Annotated in this window: 18 protein-coding genes and 1 pseudogene; 9 read left to right on the forward strand and 10 right to left on the reverse strand. The window is 70.4% G+C overall.

Annotated features, from left to right (window positions below):
• Nucleotides 1-30: 30 nt before the first annotated feature.
• Together ACIQ7D_RS32840 and ACIQ7D_RS32845 are read right to left on the reverse strand one after the other, a co-directional pair.
• The gene (locus ACIQ7D_RS32840) at nt 31-1,515 is read right to left on the reverse strand and encodes an ATP-binding protein (protein ID WP_403943994.1); all 1,485 of its coding nucleotides are present in this window, start codon (nt 1,513-1,515) and stop codon (nt 31-33) included.
• A 105-nt stretch (nt 1,516-1,620) separates the two neighbouring features.
• Nucleotides 1,621-2,163 carry an ATP-binding protein gene (locus ACIQ7D_RS32845; RefSeq protein WP_403943996.1) on the reverse strand — a complete coding sequence of 181 codons (543 nt, stop codon included), beginning with the start codon at nt 2,161-2,163 and terminating at the stop codon, nt 1,621-1,623.
• A 124-nt stretch (nt 2,164-2,287) separates the two neighbouring features.
• Here ACIQ7D_RS32845 and ACIQ7D_RS32850 point away from each other — a divergent pair, with 124 nt between their 5' ends.
• From ACIQ7D_RS32850 to tyrS, 5 genes are all read left to right on the forward strand, one after another.
• Nucleotides 2,288-3,154 (forward strand): helix-turn-helix domain-containing protein, encoded by an 867-nt coding sequence (locus tag ACIQ7D_RS32850; RefSeq protein WP_403943998.1) that lies wholly within the window; start codon nt 2,288-2,290, stop codon nt 3,152-3,154.
• Nucleotides 3,151-3,372, forward strand: coding sequence for a DUF397 domain-containing protein (locus tag ACIQ7D_RS32855; RefSeq protein ID WP_403944000.1), 222 nt, complete (start codon nt 3,151-3,153; stop codon nt 3,370-3,372). The genes ACIQ7D_RS32850 and ACIQ7D_RS32855 overlap by 4 nt, the downstream gene beginning before the upstream one ends.
• A gap of 163 nt (nt 3,373-3,535) precedes the next feature.
• Nucleotides 3,536-5,059, forward strand: coding sequence for a TldD/PmbA family protein (locus tag ACIQ7D_RS32860; protein ID WP_403944001.1), 1,524 nt, complete (start codon nt 3,536-3,538; stop codon nt 5,057-5,059).
• A complete protein-coding gene (locus ACIQ7D_RS32865) occupies nt 5,056-6,468 on the forward strand; it encodes a metallopeptidase TldD-related protein (RefSeq protein WP_403944003.1) in 1,413 nt (470 codons plus the stop codon). The genes ACIQ7D_RS32860 and ACIQ7D_RS32865 overlap by 4 nt, the downstream gene beginning before the upstream one ends.
• A 75-nt stretch (nt 6,469-6,543) precedes the next feature.
• On the forward strand, nt 6,544-7,812 hold the full coding sequence (gene tyrS, locus ACIQ7D_RS32870; RefSeq protein ID WP_403944005.1) for a tyrosine--tRNA ligase: 1,269 nt from the start codon (nt 6,544-6,546) through the stop codon (nt 7,810-7,812).
• 131 nt (nt 7,813-7,943) lie between these two features.
• Here tyrS and ACIQ7D_RS32875 read toward each other — a convergent pair whose 3' ends face one another.
• Nucleotides 7,944-8,237 carry a GlsB/YeaQ/YmgE family stress response membrane protein gene (locus ACIQ7D_RS32875; RefSeq protein WP_403944006.1) on the reverse strand — a complete coding sequence of 98 codons (294 nt, stop codon included), beginning with the start codon at nt 8,235-8,237 and terminating at the stop codon, nt 7,944-7,946.
• Between the two features lie 246 nt (nt 8,238-8,483).
• Here ACIQ7D_RS32875 and ACIQ7D_RS32880 point away from each other — a divergent pair, with 246 nt between their 5' ends.
• A complete protein-coding gene (locus ACIQ7D_RS32880) occupies nt 8,484-8,870 on the forward strand; it encodes a DUF3099 domain-containing protein (protein WP_403944009.1) in 387 nt (128 codons plus the stop codon).
• A gap of 329 nt (nt 8,871-9,199) precedes the next feature.
• Nucleotides 9,200-9,472 (forward strand): hypothetical protein, encoded by a 273-nt coding sequence (locus tag ACIQ7D_RS32885; RefSeq protein WP_403944011.1) that lies wholly within the window; start codon nt 9,200-9,202, stop codon nt 9,470-9,472.
• Here the strand turns inward: ACIQ7D_RS32885 and moaA are convergent.
• The 3 genes from moaA to ACIQ7D_RS32900 form a co-directional block, all read right to left on the reverse strand.
• Nucleotides 9,455-10,444 (reverse strand): GTP 3',8-cyclase MoaA, encoded by a 990-nt coding sequence (gene moaA / locus ACIQ7D_RS32890; protein WP_403944013.1) that lies wholly within the window; start codon nt 10,442-10,444, stop codon nt 9,455-9,457. The two genes, ACIQ7D_RS32885 and moaA, sit on opposite strands and share 18 nt — an antisense overlap.
• Before the next feature lie 227 nt (nt 10,445-10,671).
• Nucleotides 10,672-12,324, reverse strand: coding sequence for a cation acetate symporter (locus ACIQ7D_RS32895; RefSeq protein WP_403944015.1), 1,653 nt, complete (start codon nt 12,322-12,324; stop codon nt 10,672-10,674).
• On the reverse strand, nt 12,321-12,734 hold the full coding sequence (locus tag ACIQ7D_RS32900) for a DUF485 domain-containing protein (protein ID WP_403944018.1): 414 nt from the start codon (nt 12,732-12,734) through the stop codon (nt 12,321-12,323). The genes ACIQ7D_RS32895 and ACIQ7D_RS32900 overlap by 4 nt, the downstream gene beginning before the upstream one ends.
• Nucleotides 12,735-12,988: 254 nt before the next feature.
• Here ACIQ7D_RS32900 and ACIQ7D_RS32905 point away from each other — a divergent pair, with 254 nt between their 5' ends.
• On the forward strand, nt 12,989-14,578 hold the full coding sequence (locus ACIQ7D_RS32905) for a S8 family peptidase (protein ID WP_403944020.1): 1,590 nt from the start codon (nt 12,989-12,991) through the stop codon (nt 14,576-14,578).
• 132 nt (nt 14,579-14,710) lie between these two features.
• On the opposite strand, the gene ACIQ7D_RS32910 is transcribed toward ACIQ7D_RS32905, so the two are convergent.
• The 4 genes from ACIQ7D_RS32910 to ACIQ7D_RS32925 all read right to left on the reverse strand — a co-directional run bounded on the left by ACIQ7D_RS32910 (nt 14,711) and on the right by ACIQ7D_RS32925 (nt 17,601).
• A complete protein-coding gene (locus ACIQ7D_RS32910) occupies nt 14,711-15,754 on the reverse strand; it encodes a zinc-dependent alcohol dehydrogenase family protein (protein WP_403944023.1) in 1,044 nt (347 codons plus the stop codon).
• A 209-nt stretch (nt 15,755-15,963) separates the two neighbouring features.
• Nucleotides 15,964-16,296, reverse strand: a complete 333-nt coding sequence (locus ACIQ7D_RS32915; protein ID WP_403944024.1) for a hypothetical protein — start codon at nt 16,294-16,296, stop codon at nt 15,964-15,966.
• Nucleotides 16,293-16,793 (reverse strand): DUF6232 family protein, encoded by a 501-nt coding sequence (locus ACIQ7D_RS32920; RefSeq protein ID WP_403944026.1) that lies wholly within the window; start codon nt 16,791-16,793, stop codon nt 16,293-16,295. The genes ACIQ7D_RS32915 and ACIQ7D_RS32920 overlap by 4 nt, the downstream gene beginning before the upstream one ends.
• Before the next feature lie 94 nt (nt 16,794-16,887).
• Complete coding sequence (locus tag ACIQ7D_RS32925) at nt 16,888-17,601, reverse strand: VIT family protein (RefSeq protein ID WP_403944028.1); 714 nt, start codon at nt 17,599-17,601, stop codon at nt 16,888-16,890.
• 117 nt (nt 17,602-17,718) lie between these two features.
• Here ACIQ7D_RS32925 and ACIQ7D_RS32930 point away from each other — a divergent pair.
• Nucleotides 17,719-18,696 (forward strand): annotated as a pseudogene (locus tag ACIQ7D_RS32930) (DEDDh family exonuclease); the annotation flags it as partial.
• Nucleotides 18,697-18,907: the final 211 nt, after the last annotated feature.

The following is an 18,907-nucleotide window of genomic DNA, read 5'->3' on the forward strand; positions in this document are numbered from 1 at the left end:
GATCCCCGGCCCTGGATTCGCCGATCGGTTTCACTCACCGCCGTACAACCGCTCCAGCCCCACCAGAACGACCTCGCCACGCCGCTCCGCCGCGCGCAGTTCGGGGGTGAACCCGGCAGCGCTGAAGCAGACGGGCCGGGCTTGCGTCACATCGGTGCCCCGCTCGGCCAGCAGCCGCAGAATCATCCACAGCCGTTCGAGATGCCCGATCCCCATTCTCTGGTCCCACTTGCACTCACCGACGGACAGCAGCACTCCGTTGTCCTGGCCGACCGCCCCGTGGGCGACCACATCGACTTCGTACGAGGTGCGCTTCGCCGGGTCGGAGACCGTGCCGTAGGAGACGTCGATGGGCATGCCTCCGAAGGTCTCGGGTGCGGCGAAGTGGGCGACCCAGTCCCGGCACAGTTGCTCGAAGTGGGGCCCGACCACACCGGGGAAGAAGCGCTGCCCGCCGCTCCGCCAGGCGGTCTCGGCCATGCCCCGGTCGAGCAACGGGATCTTCGGACGGACGATGGCGTGGTCGAAGTGGATCAGTGGTTCGGCGACTTGGTAGATGCTCCGGTTCTTGCGGAAGGCGTCCGTCTGCCGACGCACCAGACCGCAGTCCTGGAGCACGGTCAACGGGTGCGTGATGTCGCCGGTGGGCCGGGCGAGGAAGCTCGCGATACGGCCGGACGTACAGTTCCCCGAGGCGATCGCCGACAGCACGGAGTGATAGATCGCCCGGTCCCGCAGATCGGATTCGTCGGCCAGCAGATAGCGCGCCTCCCGGTAGAGGGGCGAGCTCGGCGAGAGCACGGTGCGGCAGATCCACGCGTCGAAGTCCTCGATGCCGGACGGGGTGTCGTCCCGTACGAACTCACGGCGGTAGGCAGGAGTGCCGCCGACCACGGAGTGGACGAGCACCGCGAGCCGGGAATCGTCGATGCCCCAGAACTCCGCCGCCTTGCGGAAGTCAAGCGGGTGCACGACCAGTTCCAGGCTCGCCCGGCCACGCAACGGCGACGTGCCGCTGAGCAGCCCGCCCATAAAGGCGAGCGAGCTGCCGCACAGCAGCAGCCGGGTCCTGGACTCCCGGCGCTCCGGGCGGCGCGGCCCGTACGCCACCTGAAGTACGGAGGGCAGCGAGGGCGAATGGCGCGCGAGATAGGGGAACTCATCGATCACCACCGGAAGGGGCCCTTCCCGCCCGAGCGCCAACAGGGCGTCGACGGCCGCCTCCCAGCCGTCGAACCTCAGCGGGGCGGCGCTTCGCGTGTACTGGGCCAGCTCGTCACCGAAGCGGCGCAGCGACTCGGCCTCCGTCGCCTCGTACGCGCAGAAGTAGAAGCCGTCACCGGCCCGGGCGAGCGCGTCGAGCAGGAACGACTTGCCCTGCCTGCGCCGACCGGACACGACGGCCATGGTCGCCTCGGGCCCGGGGTCGGACGCGAAGGCCGTCAGCTCGCTCCACTCCCAGTCCCGGTCGAACATGTCGTCCGGTTTCGCGAGCCGGCGCCGTCCCTGCTTCACGGGCCTCTCCCCTGTTCAGCGGGCTCCCGTTCAAGGAAGCACATTTCCCGGAAGTACGTTTCCCTTAACGACACCGGGCGGGTCGCGTCACGGTTGCCCCCACCGTCAGTCGAGCGGAAGCAGGCAGCGGATCTGCTTGCCGACAGGAGTCCGCAGCACGTCCCAGCCGGGCGCGAGCACATCCACGATCCGCAACCCGCGCCCCGACTCGGCTTCGGGGTCGCTCATGGCCACGCCGGAATGCCAGGGCATCCGGCTCTGGTCCGGGTCGTGCAGCCGGACCCAGACGCCGGCCGCGCCCGCCTCCACCTCTGCGACGAGCGGTACGTAGTCGCCGCAGGCGTTGACGGCGTTGCTGTAGAGCTCGGCGAGGACGAGCTGCGCGCAGTCCACGCCGTCCGGGCTGACGCCCGCGTTGCGGAGGGTCGCCTCGGTGAGCCCGCGTACGGCGCGGAGGTTGCGCGGGGAGGCGGACATGTGGAGGGAGAAACCGGTGGGGTTGGGGGTGAGGTAGTGGCCGAGAGTGGCGCCGGGGTGGGGAGTGGGCGCGGACGGGAAGGTGGGGGGCGGGTTGAGGTTCCTGGAGCCTCCAGCCGTAGGCGGCGCGTCATGGCACCGAGCGAGGTAACACCCTGCGGTCGCCCGCATGCACTGAGCGACCACGGACCGAGGGTGCACCATTTTCTTGGCGGACGGCAAATTTTCTACCCGATCGGGTGATGTGGGCTCCAAGTTGGCGGTTGAGCCGCCATGCCCGATGCACACTTCGGGCATGCCCAACTCTCCACTGGTCCCCACGATCCGGCGTCGGCGCCTTGGCACAGCACTCAAGCGGCTGCGCAACGACGCGGGGCTAACGCTCGAAACGGCCGCCAAGGCCATGGGGTGGAAGGGCCCCAAGCTGTCGAAGATCGAGAGCGCCAGCCAGTCCATCCGCCCCGTCGATGTCGCCGCGTTGCTCAAGGTCTACGGCGAGACCGACCCCGAGGTGCTCACCGCGCTGGACAACCTCGCCAAGGACGCGGGCAAGAAAGGGTGGTGGCAGACCTATAGCGGCATCGTGTCTCCCGCCTACGCGGACTACATCTCGCTGGAATCCGATGCCTCACACATCTGTGAGTGGTCGCCGTTGGTGATCCCCGGCCTGTTGCAGAGTGCCGCCTACGCGCGCGAGAACATCGCGGGGATCACGACCTTCCGCACGGCGGAGGAGGTCTCCGCACTCGCCGAAGTACGACTGGCGCGGCAGTCCGTACTCACCAGGCCCGGGCAGCCACTGGAGCTCTGGGCGATCATCCATGAGGCAACGCTTCATCAGCGTTTCGCCATGCGTCCGACCGCTATGCGTGACCAGCTTCGCCGCCTGCTCGACGCCAGCGAACTACCCAACGTGACCGTGCAGTTGATGCCGCTGGACTCGACCACTCACCCAGGGGTTGTGGGCGGCTTCAGCATGGTCAGCTTCCCTGGCCCCACACCCGATGTGGTTCTGCTGGAAAATCTCAGCGGTGAGACCTACGTTGAAGGTGACGAGGCGACCCCCTTCGCCAAGGCTTTCGAGCGGATCCGCGCGACAGCGCTGTCGACGGAGGACTCGATCGCCCGCATCGCGCAGATGGAAGAAGGCCACCAGCAGTGAACAGACCCAAGGCGCCGCTGTATGGACACGATCTCTCGGTGGTCTCCTGGCGCAAGTCCTCTGCCAGCGGAGCGGAGAACAACTGCGTCGAGGTCGCCGAGATCCCGGGCGGCGGCAGAGCCATACGTGACTCCAAGAACCCCCAGCGCGAACCCCTGCGCTTCACCGCCACCGAGTGGGCCGCGTTCCGCAGCGGCGTGATCACCGGGGAGCTCTGAGCGCGGCGGCGTGACGGCCGCCGCATGTTACGCCGTCAGCTCCGGCGATCGAGCCGAACCTCACGCTTCCGCGCATCGGAATCGAGTGGCCAGACCCGGGCCCCGCGCGGCATGGTTCACTCCGTATCACCAGATACCAGAGTGCGAGAAGGAGAGGCAGCACGTGCCCCACGAGGTAGATCAGTCCTTCCTGGCGCTGCCGCTGCGGGCGCTCGCCGACGCCGCGCTCGCGCGGGCGCGGGCGCTCGGTGCGCAGCACGCGGATTTCCGGTTCGAGCGGGTGCGCGGCGCGGCCTGGCGGTTGCGGGACGGGAAGCCCGCCGGGTCCTCCGACACCACCGATCTCGGGTACGCGGTCCGGGTGGTGCACGGCGGGGCCTGGGGGTTCGCGTCCGGGGTGGATCTGAGCATGGACGCGGCGGCGCGGGTCGCCGGGCAGGCCGTGGAGATGGCCAAGCTGTCCGCGAAGGTGATCGCCGCCGCCGGGTCCGACGAGCGGGTGGAGCTGGCCGAGGAGCCGGTGCACGCCGAGAAGACCTGGGTGTCGGCGTACGAGATCGATCCGTTCGACGTGCCGGACGAGGAGAAGGCGGCGCTGCTCGCCGAGTGGAGCGGGCGGCTGCTGCGGGCGGAGGGCGTGGCGCATGTGGACGCCTCGCTGCTCACCGTCCACGAGAACAAGTTCTACGCGGACACGGCGGGCACCGTCACCACCCAGCAGCGGGTGCGGCTGCATCCGCAGCTCACGGCGGTCGCGGTCGACGGCAAGAGCGGCGAGTTCGACTCGATGCGGACGATCGCGCCGCCGGTCGGCCGGGGCTGGGAGTATCTGACCGGGACCGGCTGGGACTGGGACACGGAGCTGGAGCGCATCCCCGGGCTGCTCGCGGAGAAGATGCGGGCGCCGAGCGTCGAGGCCGGTACGTACGACCTGGTCGTCGACCCGTCCAACCTGTGGCTGACGATCCACGAGTCGATCGGGCACGCCACCGAGCTGGACCGGGCGCTGGGGTACGAGGCGGCGTACGCGGGGACGTCCTTCGCCACGTTCGACCAGCTCGGGACGTTGGCGTACGGCTCCTCGGTGATGAATGTGACGGGTGACCGCACGGCCGAGCACGGGCTCGCCACGATCGGGTACGACGACGAGGGCGTCGAGGCGCAGTCGTGGGACCTGGTCAGGGAGGGCACGCTCGTCGGCTACCAGCTCGACCGGCGGATCGCGAAGCTCACCGGTCTCGGCCGGTCGAACGGCTGCGCGTACGCCGATTCGCCGGGGCACGTCCCCGTGCAGCGCATGGCGAACGTGTCGTTGCGGCCGGATCCGGGCGGGCTCGCCACGGAGGATCTGATCGGCGGGGTGGAGCGCGGGATCTATGTGGTCGGCGACCGGTCGTGGTCGATCGACATGCAGCGCTACAACTTCCAGTTCACGGGCCAGCGGTTCTTCCGGATCGAGAACGGCAAGCTGGCCGGCCAGCTCCGCGATGTCGCCTACCAGGCGACGACCACGGACTTCTGGGGCTCGATGGAGGCGGTCGGCGGACCGCAGACGTATGTCCTGGGCGGCGCCTTCAACTGCGGCAAGGCGCAGCCGGGCCAGGTGGCGGCGGTCTCCCACGGCTGCCCGTCGGCGCTCTTCCGCGGCGTCAACATCCTCAACACCACGCAGGAGGCCGGACGATGACTTCCCCGACGTCCCCCACGAACCGTGTCGGCAAGCCGCACGAGATCGTCGAGCGCGCCCTCGAACTGTCCACCGCCGACGGCTGCGTGGTCATCGCCGATGAGCAGTCCTCCGCCAACCTGCGCTGGGCGGGCAACGCGCTGACGACCAACGGCGTCACCCGGGGCCGTACGCTCACCGTCATCGCGACCGTGGACGGCGCGCAGGGCACCGCCTCCGGGGTCGTGTCGCGCTCCGCCGTCACCGCCGACGACCTGGAGCCGCTGGTACGGGCCGCCGAGGCCGCCGCGCGGGGTGCCGGGCCCGCCGAGGACGCGCAGCCCCTGGTCGGTGGGGGCCAGGTGTCAGGGGACTTCACGGAGGCGCCCGCCGAGACGACCTCCGCCGTCTTCGCGGAGTTCGCGCCGGCGCTCGGCGAGTCCTTCGCACGGGCCCGGGCCGGCGGCCGTGAGCTGTACGGGTTCGCGAACCACGAGCTGACCTCGACGTATCTCGGTACGTCGACGGGCGTACGGCTGCGCCACGACCAGCCGAGCGGCACGCTGGAGCTGAACGCGAAGTCGCCCGACCGCTCGCGCTCCGCCTGGGCGGGGCGGGCCACGCGTGACTTCCGGGATGTGGACCCGGCCGCCCTCGACGCCGAGCTGGCCCGTCGCCTGGCCTGGGCCGAGCGGAAGGTGGAGCTGCCCGCGGGGCGGTACGAGACGCTGCTGCCGCCGACCGCCGTGGCCGATCTGCTGATCTACCAGTTGTGGTCGTCCACGGCCCGGGACGCGGCGGAGGGCCGTACGGTCTTCTCGCTGCCGGGCGGCGGTACCCGCGTCGGGGAGAAGCTGTCGGAGCTGCCGCTCACGCTGCGCAGCGACCCGTACGCGCCGGGCCTGGAGTCCGCGCCGTTCGTGATCGCGCACGCCTCCGGCGACGACGCCTCCGTCTTCGACAACGGGCTGCCGCTCGCCCCGACGGAGTGGGTGCGCGGCGGCACCCTGGACCGGCTGGTCACCACCCGGCACAGCGCCGGTCTGACCGGGCTCCCGGTCGCGCCAGGGATCGGCAATCTGATCCTGGACGCGGGCGGCGAGCGCTCGCTGGACGAGATGGTCGCGGGCACCTCGCGCGGGCTGCTGCTGACCTGCCTCTGGTACATCCGTGAGGTCGATCCGGCGACGCTGCTGCTCACGGGGCTGACCAGGGACGGCGTCTATCTGGTCGAGGACGGTGAGGTGGTCGGCGAGGTGAACAACTTCCGGTTCAACGAGTCGCCCGTCGATCTGCTGTCGCGGGCCACGGAGGCCGGCCGTACGGAGAAGACACTGCCGCGGGAGTGGGGCGACTGGTTCACCCGGGCCGCGATGCCCGCCCTGCGCGTCCCCGATTTCAACATGAGCTCGGTCAGCCAGGGTGTGTGACCGCCATAGACTGATGATTCGACCGATTCGACGCCGCACCATCCACGCGTGCACCATCCGAGGAGCGAAACGACCGTGACGGACATCGTCGACGACCTGAAGTGGCGCGGGCTCTTCGCCCAGTCCACCGACGAGGACGCCTTGCGCAAGGCGCTCGCGGACGGTCCCGTCACGTTCTATTGCGGTTTCGACCCCACCGCGCCCAGCCTGCACGTGGGCCATCTGGTGCAGGTGCTGACCGTGCGCAGGCTCCAGCGGGCCGGGCACCGGCCGCTGGCGCTGGTGGGCGGGGCCACCGGGCAGATCGGTGACCCGCGGCCGACCGCCGAGCGGACGCTGAACGATCCGGAGACGGTGGCCGGCTGGGTGGAGCGGCTGCGGTCGCAGATCGAGCCGTTCCTCTCCTTCGAGGGGCCGAACGCGGCGACCATGGTCAACAACCTGGACTGGACCGCGGGGCTGTCCGCGATCGAGTTCCTGCGGGACATCGGGAAGCACTTCCGTGTCAACAGGATGCTGACGAAGGACTCGATCGCCCGCCGGCTGGAGTCCGACGAGGGCATCAGCTACACCGAGTTCAGCTACCAGCTCCTCCAGTCCATGGACTTCCTGGAGCTGTACCGGCGGTACGGCTGCGTCCTCCAGCAGGGCGGCAGCGACCAGTGGGGCAACCTCACCGCCGGTCTGGACCTGATCCACCGCTTGGAGCCGGGCGCCGAGGTGCACGCGCTGGCGACGCCGCTGATGACGAAGGCGGACGGCACCAAGTTCGGCAAGACGGAGGGCGGGGCGGTCTGGCTCGACCCGGCGATGACCACGCCGTACGCGTTCTACCAGTTCTGGCTGAACGTGGACGACCGCGACATCTCCGCGTACAGCCGCATCCTCAGCTTCCGGAGCCGCGAGGAGCTGGAGGAGCTGGAGGAGGCCACGGCGAGCCGTCCGCAGGCGCGCGCCGCGCAGCGGGCGCTGGCGGAGGAGCTGACGACGCTGGTGCACGGCGCCGAGCAGTGCGCGGCGGTCATCTCGGCGTCCCGGGCGCTGTTCGGCCAGGGCGAGCTGACGGGGCTGGACGAGGCGACGCTGGGCGCGGCGCTCTCCGAGGTGCCGCGTGCCGAGGTCACGGAGCCGGCGTCGGTGGTGGATCTGCTCGCCGCGGTGGGTCTGGCGCCGAGCAAGTCGGCGGCGCGGCGGACCGTCAAGGAGGGCGGGGCGTACGTGAACAACGTCAAGGTCGTGGACGGTGAGGCGGTTCCGGATCGTACGGAGCTGCTGCACGGCCGCTGGCTGGTGCTGCGCCGCGGGAAGAAGAACCTGGCCGCGATCGAGGTCACGGCCGGCTGAATCCGAGGGTGCCCGGGCCGCGGCCGGGTGTGCGGACGGTGGTCCGCGCGCCCGGCCGCGGCGCTGTCCGTCGGACGCGGTGCCGCCAGTCGGCTGCGGCGCTGTCCGTCGGATACGCGTGCGGGTGCCCGTCAGATGCGCTCGCGGGTGCCCGCCGCGCCTCTGTTGCCGCGGATCGCGTGCCAGACCTTGGCGACCAGCGCGACCACGATGACGGCCCCGATGAGCTGGAGCACATGCCGGGTCCAGTCGACGCCCTTGGTGTTCGCGACACCGAGCCAGCCGGCGACGGCGTTGCCGAGCACGCTGCCCAGGATGCCGCACAGGATCGTCAGCCACAGGGGGATGTTCTGCTTGCCCGGGATGATCGCTTTGGCGATCAGGCCGAGCACCAGGCCCACGATGATGACCCACAACCAACCCATGGTCGCCTCCTCACGCGGCGCGATGTGCGCATGAGGGCCAGTCTGTGTCGGTCGGCCATACGGCGCATGTCGGACGCGGCTGTACGGGGCGCGACGAGACGCGTCGACGGGGCGGGTGAGGAACACCGGTCACGCCTGCGGGTGACCCCCTCTCGTGGCCGCCGCACGGTCGGCGTACCGTGAGGGTGTCCGGTCCGGGGAAGTCCGTAAAGAGTCCGGCGGCACGAAATCGGGTGGTGGAACGTGATGCGGAAGCAGAGCGGTGCCGAGGTCTTCCGGATCACCGGGGCCCGTACGGGACTGGCCGATGACGTACGCGGCCGGCAGCGCCGGTATGTGATCTCGATGAGCGTGCGGACGCTCGCCGTGGTCGCGACGGTTGCCCTGTGGAACGTACAGCGGCCGATCGCGATCGTGACGCTCGCCCTGGGGGTGCTGCTGCCCTATGTGGCGGTGGTCATCGCCAACGCGGGCCGGGAGAACTCCCCCGCGCTGCCCTCCACTTTCGTGGCGGCGCCGATGCTGCCCCCGATGATCGCCGCGTCGCCCGCGCCGGGCACGGCCCAGGCGGGTGCCACGGGCGCCGGCCGGGAGTACGGCGAGGGGCCGTCGCAGGCACGCGAACCGGCGTGACGCGAGGGGCCGGACGCAGGCGGGAGCGGATTCTCCGCGTCCGCACAGGGCGGCCGAAGCCTCAAGAAAAGCTCAGATCAATCGTGAAGTTCCGGTGCCCGGCACCCCGTTACGCGTGACATACTTTGCAGGCGCTCCGCATCCCCCGTCGGAGCGACGGACCGACGCCGGGCAGCTCCCCCCGTGGCTGCTCGGCGTCGCCTTTTCCGGGGTCTTCATGGCCGGAGACCGTCACCGCGGCCGGAGACCGTCGCGACCGGGCCGGCCACCGCGGCCGGAGTGGCCGGTCACCGCGACAAGGCTCCGCGGACTCGTCCTAGGGTGGGTGGGTGAACTTCCCCCTCTTTCCCGCTCCTGACTCCCCCGACGACCAGGCACCCCCGGTCTGCTCCGCGAAGGGCTGCCGGGACGCCGCCGTCTGGGTCCTCGCCTGGAACAACCCGAAGCTGCACACCCCGGAGCGACGCAAGACCTGGTTGGCGTGCGACGCGCACCGCGAGCATCTGTCGTCGTTCCTGGGGGTGCGCGGGTTCCTCAAGGAGGTCGTGACCCTCAAGGAGTGGGGGGATCGCGAGGAGCACGATTCAGCCTCCGATGGCTGACATCGGGCGGTCCGGCTGGAGAAACGCGGGATCGTCCAGACCGGAACCGGCCTTCTTTCCCCACATCGCCAGCTTCCAGAGCGTGGCTATCTCCTCGTCGGGGGCGCCCGAGCGCAGGGCCGCCCGCAGGTCCGTCTCCTCCCGGGCGAACAGGCATGTACGCACCTGCCCGTCGGCCGTGAGCCGGGTGCGGTCGCAGGCGCGGCAGAACGGGCGGGTGACGGAAGCGATCACCCCGACGCGGTGCGGGCCGCCGTCCACGAGCCAGCGTTCGGCGGGCGCCGAGCCCCGTACGCTCGGCTCCTCCTCGGTCAGGGTGAACCGGGTGCGCAGCGAGGCCAGGATGTCACCGGCCGTGACCATGCTGTCGCGCTTCCAGCCGTGCTGCGCGTCGAGGGGCATCTGCTCGATGAACCGCAGCTCGTAGCCGTGCTCCACGGCCCAGGCCAGCAGCTCGGGGGCCTCGTCCTCGTTGACCCCGGGCATCAGGACCGTATTGACCTTGACGGGGGTCAGCCCCGCGTCGTGGGCCGCCCGCAGCCCGTCGAGGACGTCCTTGTGCCGGTTGCGGCGGGTGAGGGATGTGAAGACGTCGGGCCGCAGGGTGTCGAGCGACACATTGACCCGGTCGAGACCGGCGGCCTTCAGCGCGGCGGCCGTGCGCCCCAGCCCGATGCCGTTGGTGGTCAGGGACATCCTGGGGCGCGGCTCCAGCGCCGCGCACCGCTCCACGATCCCGACGAGACCGGGCCTGAGCAGCGGCTCACCGCCGGTGAAGCGGATCTCCTCGATGCCCAGGCGCGTCACGGCCATCCCGATCAGCCGGACGATCTCGTCGTCGGTCAGCAGGTCGGTCTTGGTGAGCCACTGGAGCCCTTCCTCCGGCATGCAGTAGGTGCATCTCAGATTGCACCGGTCCGTGAGCGACACACGAAGATCTGTGGCGACCCGGCCGTAGGTGTCGATGAGCACTATGGCCCCTCCCGGTGGTTCCTGATGGTCGGTATGGCTCCCCGGTGATCGGATCCGGCTCCTTCGAGCCTACGTCAGACCTACGACAACGCCGGTCCCGGTGTACGGCGTCGAGCGCCCGGGGCCACCGGGCGGGTACGCCGCGAGGCCGCGTCGCGGGACTCCACGACGCGGCCTCTCAGGCTCGTACGGCGGCTCGGCGTCAGCGCCCGCGCCACCGGCTCGGGTCAGTGCGCCCCCGTACCGGTGAGGGACTTGACCTCCAGCTCGGCGTACTTGCCGGTGTCCGGCTCGTCCTTGGACAGTACGGTGCCCAGCCAGCCGAGCAGGAAGCCCAGCGGGATCGAGATCAGGCCGGGGTTCTCCAGCGGGAAGAAGTGGAAGTCGACGTCCGGGAACATCGACGTGGGCTTGGACGAGACGACCGGTGAGAAGAGCACCAGCAGGACGGACGAGGACAGACCGCCGTAGATCGACCAGAGGGCGCCCTGGGTGGTGAACCTCTTCCAGAACAGGCTGTAGAGGATGGTCGGCAGGTTGGCCGAGGCGGCGACGGCGAAGGCGAGCGCGACCAGTCCGGCCACGTTGAGGTCGCGGGCCATGGCGCCGAGGCCGATGGAGACGACACCGATGGCCACGGTCGCCCAGCGGGCGGCGCGGACCTCCTCCTTCTCGGTCGCCTCGCCCTTGCGGATCACGTTGGCGTAGATGTCGTGCGCGAACGACGAGGACGAGGCCAGCGTCAGCCCGGCGACGACCGCGAGGATGGTGGCGAAGGCGACCGCCGAGATCACGGCCAGCAGGATCGCGCCGCCCGTCGACCCGGCTCCGCCGCCGATCTCCAGGGCCGCCAGGGGAGCCGCCGTGTTGCCCGCCTTGTTGGAGGCGATGATGTCGCCGGGCTTGAGGAGCGCGGCGGCGCCGAAGCCGAGGACGATCGTCATCAGGTAGAAGGCGCCGATGATGCCGATGGCCCAGATGACGGACTTCCGGGCCGCCTGCGCGGTCGGCACGGTGTAGAAGCGGATCAGGATGTGCGGCAGTCCCGCCGTACCGAGGACCAGCGCGATCCCGAGCGAGATGAAGTCCAGCTTCGAGGTGGCCGTCGCCCCGTACTTGAGTCCGGGCTCCAGGAAGGCCGCGCCCTTGCCGCTGTTGCTCGCCGCCGTGCCCAGCAGGTCGGAGAGGTTGAAGTGGAACTTCCACAGGATCAGCAACGTGATCAGCAGGGTGCCCGCGATGAGCAGGACGGCCTTGACCATCTGCACCCAGGTGGTGCCCTTCATGCCGCCGATCGTGACGTACACGATCATCAGCAGACCGACCAGCGCGACGATGGCGATCTTCCCGGCGTCGCTGGTGATACCGAGCAGCAGGGAGACCAGTACGCCCGCGCCGGCCATCTGCGCCAGCAGGTAGAAGATCGAGACGACGATGGTGGAGGTGCCGGCGGCGGTACGGACCGGGCGCTGGCGCATGCGGTACGCGAGGACGTCACCCATGGTGTACCGGCCGGAGTTGCGCAGCGGTTCGGCGACGAGCAGCAGCGCGACCAGCCAGGCGACCAGGAAGCCGATGGAGTAGAGGAAGCCGTCGTATCCGAAGAGCGCGATGGCCCCGGCGATGCCGAGGAACGAGGCGGCGGACATGTAGTCGCCGGAGACCGCGAGACCGTTCTGGAAGCCGGTGAACTGCCGGCCGCCCGCGTAGAAGTCCGAGGCGTCCTTGGTCTGGCGGCCGGCCCAGACGGTGATGATCAGGGTCGCCACGACGAAGAGCCCGAAGAGCGTGATGATCAGCGGCCGGTGCTCGCTGGCGTCCCCCGCTGCGGCGAGCTGTACCGGGGCCGACTGGCTGAGGAGAGTGACCGGGTGGCTCATGCGTCCGCCTCCATGCGGGACTTGATGGCCTCGGCCTGGGGGTCGAGCTTGCGCGCCGCGTGCCGCGAGTAGATCCAGGCGATGAGGAAGGTGGTGACGAACTGTGCGAGGCCGAGGACCAGCGCGACATTGATGTTGCCGAAGAGCTTGGTGCCCATGAAGTCGCCGGCGTAGTTGGACAGCAGGACGTACAGCAGGTACCAGGCGATGAACGCGACGGTCAGCGGGAAGGCGAAGGAGCGGTAGGTGCGGCGCAGTTCGCCGAACTCCTCGCTCTCCTGCACGGCGACGAACTGGGCCGTCGTGGGCTGCGCGGGCGTGGCCCCGGTGGTCGGGGCCGCCTCGGGTGTGGACGGGGCGGTGCTGGTGTCCGTACCGCCCTCGGGCGGCGGCGGTGTGTCGGAAGCCACGGACTCTCCTCGTGACGCGGGTGCGGTGGGGTGGGTCATGGGGCGGGGAACCTCACAGGGAACGCGTAGGTACTGGTCCCCCTGACAACGGCACGGGAGGCGTGGCGAAGCGGTTCAACACCGGCCTTTTTCTTACGGAAAGGATTCGGGAAGTGATTGATGACCACGGCTGGTCGGAGATAACTTCACTGGTCATGTACCCGTCCAGGCGTAGCCCGCGCCGGGACGGCTCTCACGGATGATGTGGAGAACCCATGGCACATCTGGGATCCAGACGGCGGCGCGTCCTCGCGCTGCCCGTAGGTCTGGCCCTCACCGTCTCGCTCGGCTTCCTGCCGGCCGGTACGGCCACGGCCGCCGACACGGCCGCGGCGGGCGGTCCGTCCGCCCCGGTGGTGACGGACGGACCGAAGCTCTCGTACGTGGTGAACACCCGCGGCGGGCGCTCGGTGATCGCGTCGGTCGAGAAGGCGATCGGCAAGGCCGGCGGAACGGTGGTGACGTCCTACGACCGGATCGGCGTCATCGTCGTCACCTCGCGGAACCCCGACTTCGCCAGGACTGTCCGCGAGGTCAGGGGCGTCGACTCGGCCGGTGCGACCCGTACGGCACCGCTGCCCTCGCAGTCCACGACGGACCTCGGGGCACCCCAGGAGGTGACGGCCGAGGAGATCGCGGCGGCCACCGCGAAGGCCGAACGCGCCAACAAACAGCCCAGGGGGGCGTCCGGGGCGTCCGGGAAGGCCCTGGCCCAGGACCCGCTGGAGCCGTTGCAGTGGGACCTGCCCGCCATCAAGGCGGACCAGGCGCACGAGAAGACGCTCGGCAGCAGGAACGTCACTGTCGCGGTCATCGACACGGGTGTCGACGACACGCACCCGGACATCGCGCCGAACTTCGACCGCGCCGCCTCGGTCAACTGCGTGAGCGGCAAGCCTGACAAGGCGGACGGCGCCTGGCGGCCGACCGCCGGGGAGAGCCCGCACGGCACGCATGTGGCGGGCGAGATCGCCGGGGCGAAGAACGGTGTGGGGATCACCGGGGTCGCGCCGGGCGTGAAGGTGGCCGGCATCAAGGCGTCCACCCCGGCCGGGTACTTCTACACCGAGGCCGTCGTGTGCGGCTTCGTCTGGGCCGCCGACCACGGTGTGGACGTGACGAACAACAGCTACTACACCGACCCGTGGTACTTCAACTGCACGAGCGACCCGGACCAGAAGGCCCTGGTCGACGCGATCACCCGGGCCACCCGGTACGCGGAGAACAAGGGCACGGTCAACGTGGCCGCGGCGGGCAACGAGAACTACGACCTCGCCGCCGACTCGATCACCGACCCGAGCAGCCCGAACGACTCGACGCCGGGTGAGCGGGTCATCGACCCCTCCAAGTGCTTCGACATACCGACCCAGTTGCCCGGTGTAGTGACGGTCGCGTCCACCGGCGCCAAGAACGTGAAGTCCTCGTTCTCCAACCACGGTCTGGGGGTCATCGACGTCGCGGCCCCGGGCGGCGACTCCACCCGCTACCAGACGCCCGCCCCTCCGGCGACCAGCGGTCTGATTCTCGGCCCGCTGCCGGGCGGCACGTGGGGATACATGGCCGGTACGTCGATGGCCTCCCCGCACGCCGCGGGTGTGGCGGCGCTGCTGAAGTCGACGCATCCGCACGCGCCCGCGTGGGCCATCAAGGCGCTGCTGAAGGTGCAGGCGGACGACATCGCCTGCCCGGAGGCGTACGACATCGACGGTGACGGACAGGTCGACGCCGTCTGCGAGGGCGGCAAGCGCTACAACAGCTTCTACGGGGCGGGTCTGGTCGACGCCCTGGCCGCCGTCAGCAAGTAACGCCGGCAGGGCGTACGAAGCGCGGGCCCGCCTGTCTGGCGGGCCCGCGCTTCGTGTCCGTACGACCCGATCCGTACGGCCCGATCCGTACGGCCCGATCCGTACGGCCCGATCCGTACGGCCCAAGGGGCCTCAGACGGCGATGAGAACCTTGAGCGCGGTGCGCGCGTCCATCGCCTTGTAGCCGGCGGCGACCTCGTCCAGCCCCACCCGCAGGTCGAAGACGGGCGACGGGTCGATCGTGCCGTTCAGTACGTCGGGAAGCAGCTCGGGCAGGTAGGCGCGGGCGGGCGCGACGCCGCCGCGCAGGGCGATGTTCCGCGAGAACATATGGCCGAGGTCGAGACCGGTGGCGCTGCCGTGCGGCACACCGACGTAGCCGATCGTGCCGCCGTCACGGGTGATCCTCACGGAGGTGAGCATGGACTGCTCGGTGCCGACCGCCTCGATCACGGAGTGCGCTCCCTGCCCGCCGGTCAGCTCCCGTACGGCCGCCACCGCCGCGTCGCCGCGCTCGGCGACGACATCGGTGGCGCCGAAGCTCCTGGCGATGTCCGTACGGGTCCGGTGGCGCCCGAGCGCGATGATCCGCTCGGCGCCGAGCCGCTTGGCGGCCAGCACACCGCAGAGCCCGACCGCGCCGTCCCCGACGACGGCGACCGTGGAGCCGGGCCGTACCCCGGCGCCGACGGCGGCGTGGTGACCGGTGCCCATCACGTCGGAGAGCGCGAGCAGCGCGGTCAGCAGCCGGTCGTCGGAGGCGGCGTCCGAGGGGAGCTTGACGAGCGTGCCGTCGGCGTGGGGCACCCGGACCGCCTCGCCCTGTCCGCCGTCGGAGCCGGCCTGGCCCCAGATCCCGCCCTCGGGGCAGGAGGTCTGGACGCCGTCGTGGCAGAACTCACAGACGCCGTCGGACCAGGCGAAGGGCGCGACGACAAGGTCGCCGGACGCGAATCCGCCCACGTCGGAGCCGGTCTCCTCGATCACGCCGAGGAATTCGTGGCCTATCCGCTGCGAGGGCCCGGTGGGCCCCTCGCCCCGGTAGGGCCACAGGTCGCTGCCGCAGATGCAGGAGCGCAGGACCCGTACCACCGCGTCGGTGGGCTGCTGGATCACGGCGTCCGGCACCTCCTCGACACGGATGTCGCCGGGTGCGTGGATGACGGTGGCGCGCATGTGGGGGGTTACCTCTTCCTGGGGCATTGATTGGTACGACCATCCGATGGCCGACCATCCACCGTAAGCCCGCCCGTGGGGACGGATGCAAACGAGCCGCCCCGGAGCCGTGCCACGGCCGGCCCCCGAACACGGCGAAGGCGTGTCCCGGGCAGACCCGGAACACGCCCATTGCTTTTCCACAACCGCGTCGCCGCAGATCGGCGGCCTCAGCCCGCCAGCAGCGCCTTCGCCGCTGTGATCACCGGCACGCCCACCTCGCCGACCAGCGCCGCGATGCCGGAGATGCGCTGCACCAGGCCGCGCCGACGCTCCGGAGACGTCTCCTCGGCGATCGACTTGGCCGCCGCGTCCACCTCTGCCCGGTCCTTCTCGTCCAGGTGCCGACGCAGCTTCTCGACCTCCTTCAACAGGGCCTCCACCGCGGGCCCTTGCGCGGTCGCGCCGACCGTCTTGCCGCCGGCCACGATGTCACCGGAACCGGTGTGCTCGGCCTTGCCGATGCTGCCGTCGCCGTACTGCTGAATCCAGTCGCCGCTCATGATCCCCCGATTTTCCCGCTGCCGCTGTGAACGGCCTTGCCGATGCTGCCCTTGCCGTACTGCTGGATGAGATCGCCCTGCACCGCGTGTGCCACGTTGATGATCGTCTGCGCGATGTCGGGGTTGCCGATCGCCTTGGTGACCTCGTGGATCAGCCGGTGGATCTCCTCCTGCTCCGTGGACCAGATGGCGTCACGCTGGGTGCCGGCGGTGTTCAGGACCAGCCCGTACACCGTGGGCTTCTGCAGGACGGAGACCAGCTTCCAGACCAGAAGCGCCTCGACGACGAGGAAGATGATGGTTCCCACGGTGCCTACCACAGCCGCGAAAGTGCCACCCAGGATCAACCAGCCGATGGTCCGGAGGATGAACTTCTTCCACGCGGCGGCCTGGTCGACGGTCAGTTTTCTCAGTCCGACGTGCGAGATGTTGCGCAGCGGATACGCCTCACCCTCCACCCACAACACGCCTTCATTGATTCTTACTTGATCGGCCATAGGACCCCCGTCTGCTACTGAATGCCGAGGTATGGAGGGTAGCGAAACCGAGCCGGGCAGGCGGCGGAAATCAGCTCATTCACTTCCTACGGGTCTACACGCCCGCCGCCCCCAGCAACGCCCCCGCCCCGTACGTCACCCCCATCGCCAGCGCTCCCCCGGCCACGTTCCGCAGCAGCGCGGGACCCACCGCCGCCGAGCCCAGGCGGGCGCTGCCCCAGCCCGTCAGGGACAGGGCCGCCAGGACCGACAGGACCGTGATCCAGAGCCGCAGCGACGCGGGCGGGAGGACCATCGCCAGGAGGGGGAGCAGGGCGCCCGCCGTGAAGGCGAGGAAGCTGGCGCCCGCCGCGTGCCAGGGGTTGGTGAGGGCATCGGGGTCGATACCCAGTTCCACGCTCGCGTGGGCGCGCAGCGCGTCGCGGCGGGTGAGCTGTTCCGCGGCCTCCCGCGCCACCTCCCGCGAGAGTCCACGGTCCGCCAGCATGCCGGTCAGTTCGTCGAGTTCGGCCCGCGGCTGCTCGCGCAGTTCCCGCTTCTCGACCTCCAGCGCCGCCTTCTCCGAGTCGCGCTGCGTGGAGACCGAGACGTACTCCCCCGCCGCCATCGACATCGATCCCGCCAGCAGCCCGGCCAGACCCGCCGTGAGCAGGGTGCCGTGCGCGCTCGTGGCGCCCGCCACCCCGACGACGATCCCCGCCGTGGAGACGATGCCGTCGTTCGCGCCGAGGACGGCCGCGCGCAGCCAGTTGAGGCGGGTGCCCAGGGCGTCGCCGTGGGGCTCGTCATGCGTGGTGGTGTCGGTCACCCGGCCAAGGTCTCACCCCGACCCCGCGCCGCCGGTGGATCGACCCGCCCCTCAAGCGCCTTGACGGGGCGACGGCTGACCGGGCAACAGCACTGTCGGTCGCGGCCCGTATTCTCTGTGACCATGCTTGACGACCAGACGCAGACGCCTTCAGCGGCATGGCCGACCGCCTATCCACAGGGGTACGCGGTCGTTGACGTCGAGACCACCGGTCTCGCCCGCGACGACCGGATAATCTCCGCCGCCGTCTACCGCCTGGACGCCCTCGGCAATGTCGAGGACCACTGGTACACCCTCGTCAACCCGGAGCGCGATCCGGGGCCGGTGTGGATCCACGGTCTGACGAGTGAGGTGCTGGAGAGCGCGCCGCTCTTCCCCGAGGTCGCGGAGGAGCTGGCCGAGCGGCTGGACGGGCGGGTGCTCGTGGCGCACAACGCGATCTTCGACTGGTCGATGATCGCCCGGGAGTACGCGCGCGCGGGGCGCACCGCGCCCACCCGGCAGCGGCTGTGCACCATCGCGCTCTCCAAGGAGCTGAGCCTGCCGCTGCCCAACCACAAGCTGGAGTCGCTGGCCGCGCACTTCGGTGTCGTACAGCAGCACGCGCACCACGCGCTGGACGACGCGCGGGTGCTGGCCGAGGCGTTCCGGCCGAGTCTGCACGCGGCGGCCACGAGCGGCGTACGGCTGCCGCTGCTGGAGTGCCGGCCGCTGACCGAGTGGTCGGACGCCCCGTCACGCCCCCGGGTGGGATATCAGCCGTCGTCCCGGCAGGGGAGCTGGCGGCCGTCGCGCAAGCGGCCCGCCTGTCCGTATCCCAATCCGGGGCGGTACGAGCCGGGCGGGACGCTGCGGCAGGGGATGCGGGTGGCGTTCTCGGGTGACACGTCGGTCGACCGGGAGCTGCTGGAGGACCGGGCGGTGGAGGCGGGGCTGCATGTGGCGACGAGTGTGTCCCGGCTGACCAGTCTGCTGGTGACGAACGATCCGGACTCCTCGACGTCGAAGACGGTCAAGGCGGCGTCGTTCGGCACCCCGGTGGTCGACGAGGCGGCCTTCACGCAGCTCCTGCGGGATGTGACTCCCGCCGGCGGTCCGGCGGGCGCCCCGCGCGGGTCCGGTGCGTCCCGTGGCGCCGTACCGGCGGAGCACTCCGTACCGCCCGGCCGTCCCGTACCCGCGCAGGAGTCGGCCCCCGGGCTGTTCCCCGCGGACGGATGACCGAGCGGGTGACCGGACCGATGACCGGGCGGATGACCAGACGGGTGAATTGACGCGCGACGCGCCACCTTCCCGCTCGCGCCCC

The organism is Streptomyces sp. NPDC096310, assembly GCF_044763125.1.
GTDB lineage: Bacteria > Actinomycetota > Actinomycetes > Streptomycetales > Streptomycetaceae > Streptomyces.

Coding starts and splice junctions, on each gene's coding strand:
- ACIQ7D_RS32845 (WP_403943996.1), bottom strand. CDS start 2,163: ATGCGGGCGACCGCAGGGTGTTACCTCGCTCGGTGCCATGACGCGCCG.
- ACIQ7D_RS32850 (WP_403943998.1), top strand. CDS start 2,288: ATGCCCAACTCTCCACTGGTCCCCACGATCCGGCGTCGGCGCCTTGGC.
- ACIQ7D_RS32865 (WP_403944003.1), top strand. CDS start 5,056: ATGACTTCCCCGACGTCCCCCACGAACCGTGTCGGCAAGCCGCACGAG.
- ACIQ7D_RS32875 (WP_403944006.1), bottom strand. CDS start 8,237: ATGGGTTGGTTGTGGGTCATCATCGTGGGCCTGGTGCTCGGCCTGATC.
- ACIQ7D_RS32880 (WP_403944009.1), top strand. CDS start 8,484: ATGCGGAAGCAGAGCGGTGCCGAGGTCTTCCGGATCACCGGGGCCCGT.
- ACIQ7D_RS32895 (WP_403944015.1), bottom strand. CDS start 12,324: ATGAGCCACCCGGTCACTCTCCTCAGCCAGTCGGCCCCGGTACAGCTC.
- ACIQ7D_RS32905 (WP_403944020.1), top strand. CDS start 12,989: ATGGCACATCTGGGATCCAGACGGCGGCGCGTCCTCGCGCTGCCCGTA.
- ACIQ7D_RS32910 (WP_403944023.1), bottom strand. CDS start 15,754: ATGCGCGCCACCGTCATCCACGCACCCGGCGACATCCGTGTCGAGGAG.
- ACIQ7D_RS32915 (WP_403944024.1), bottom strand. CDS start 16,296: ATGAGCGGCGACTGGATTCAGCAGTACGGCGACGGCAGCATCGGCAAG.
- ACIQ7D_RS32920 (WP_403944026.1), bottom strand. CDS start 16,793: ATGGCCGATCAAGTAAGAATCAATGAAGGCGTGTTGTGGGTGGAGGGT.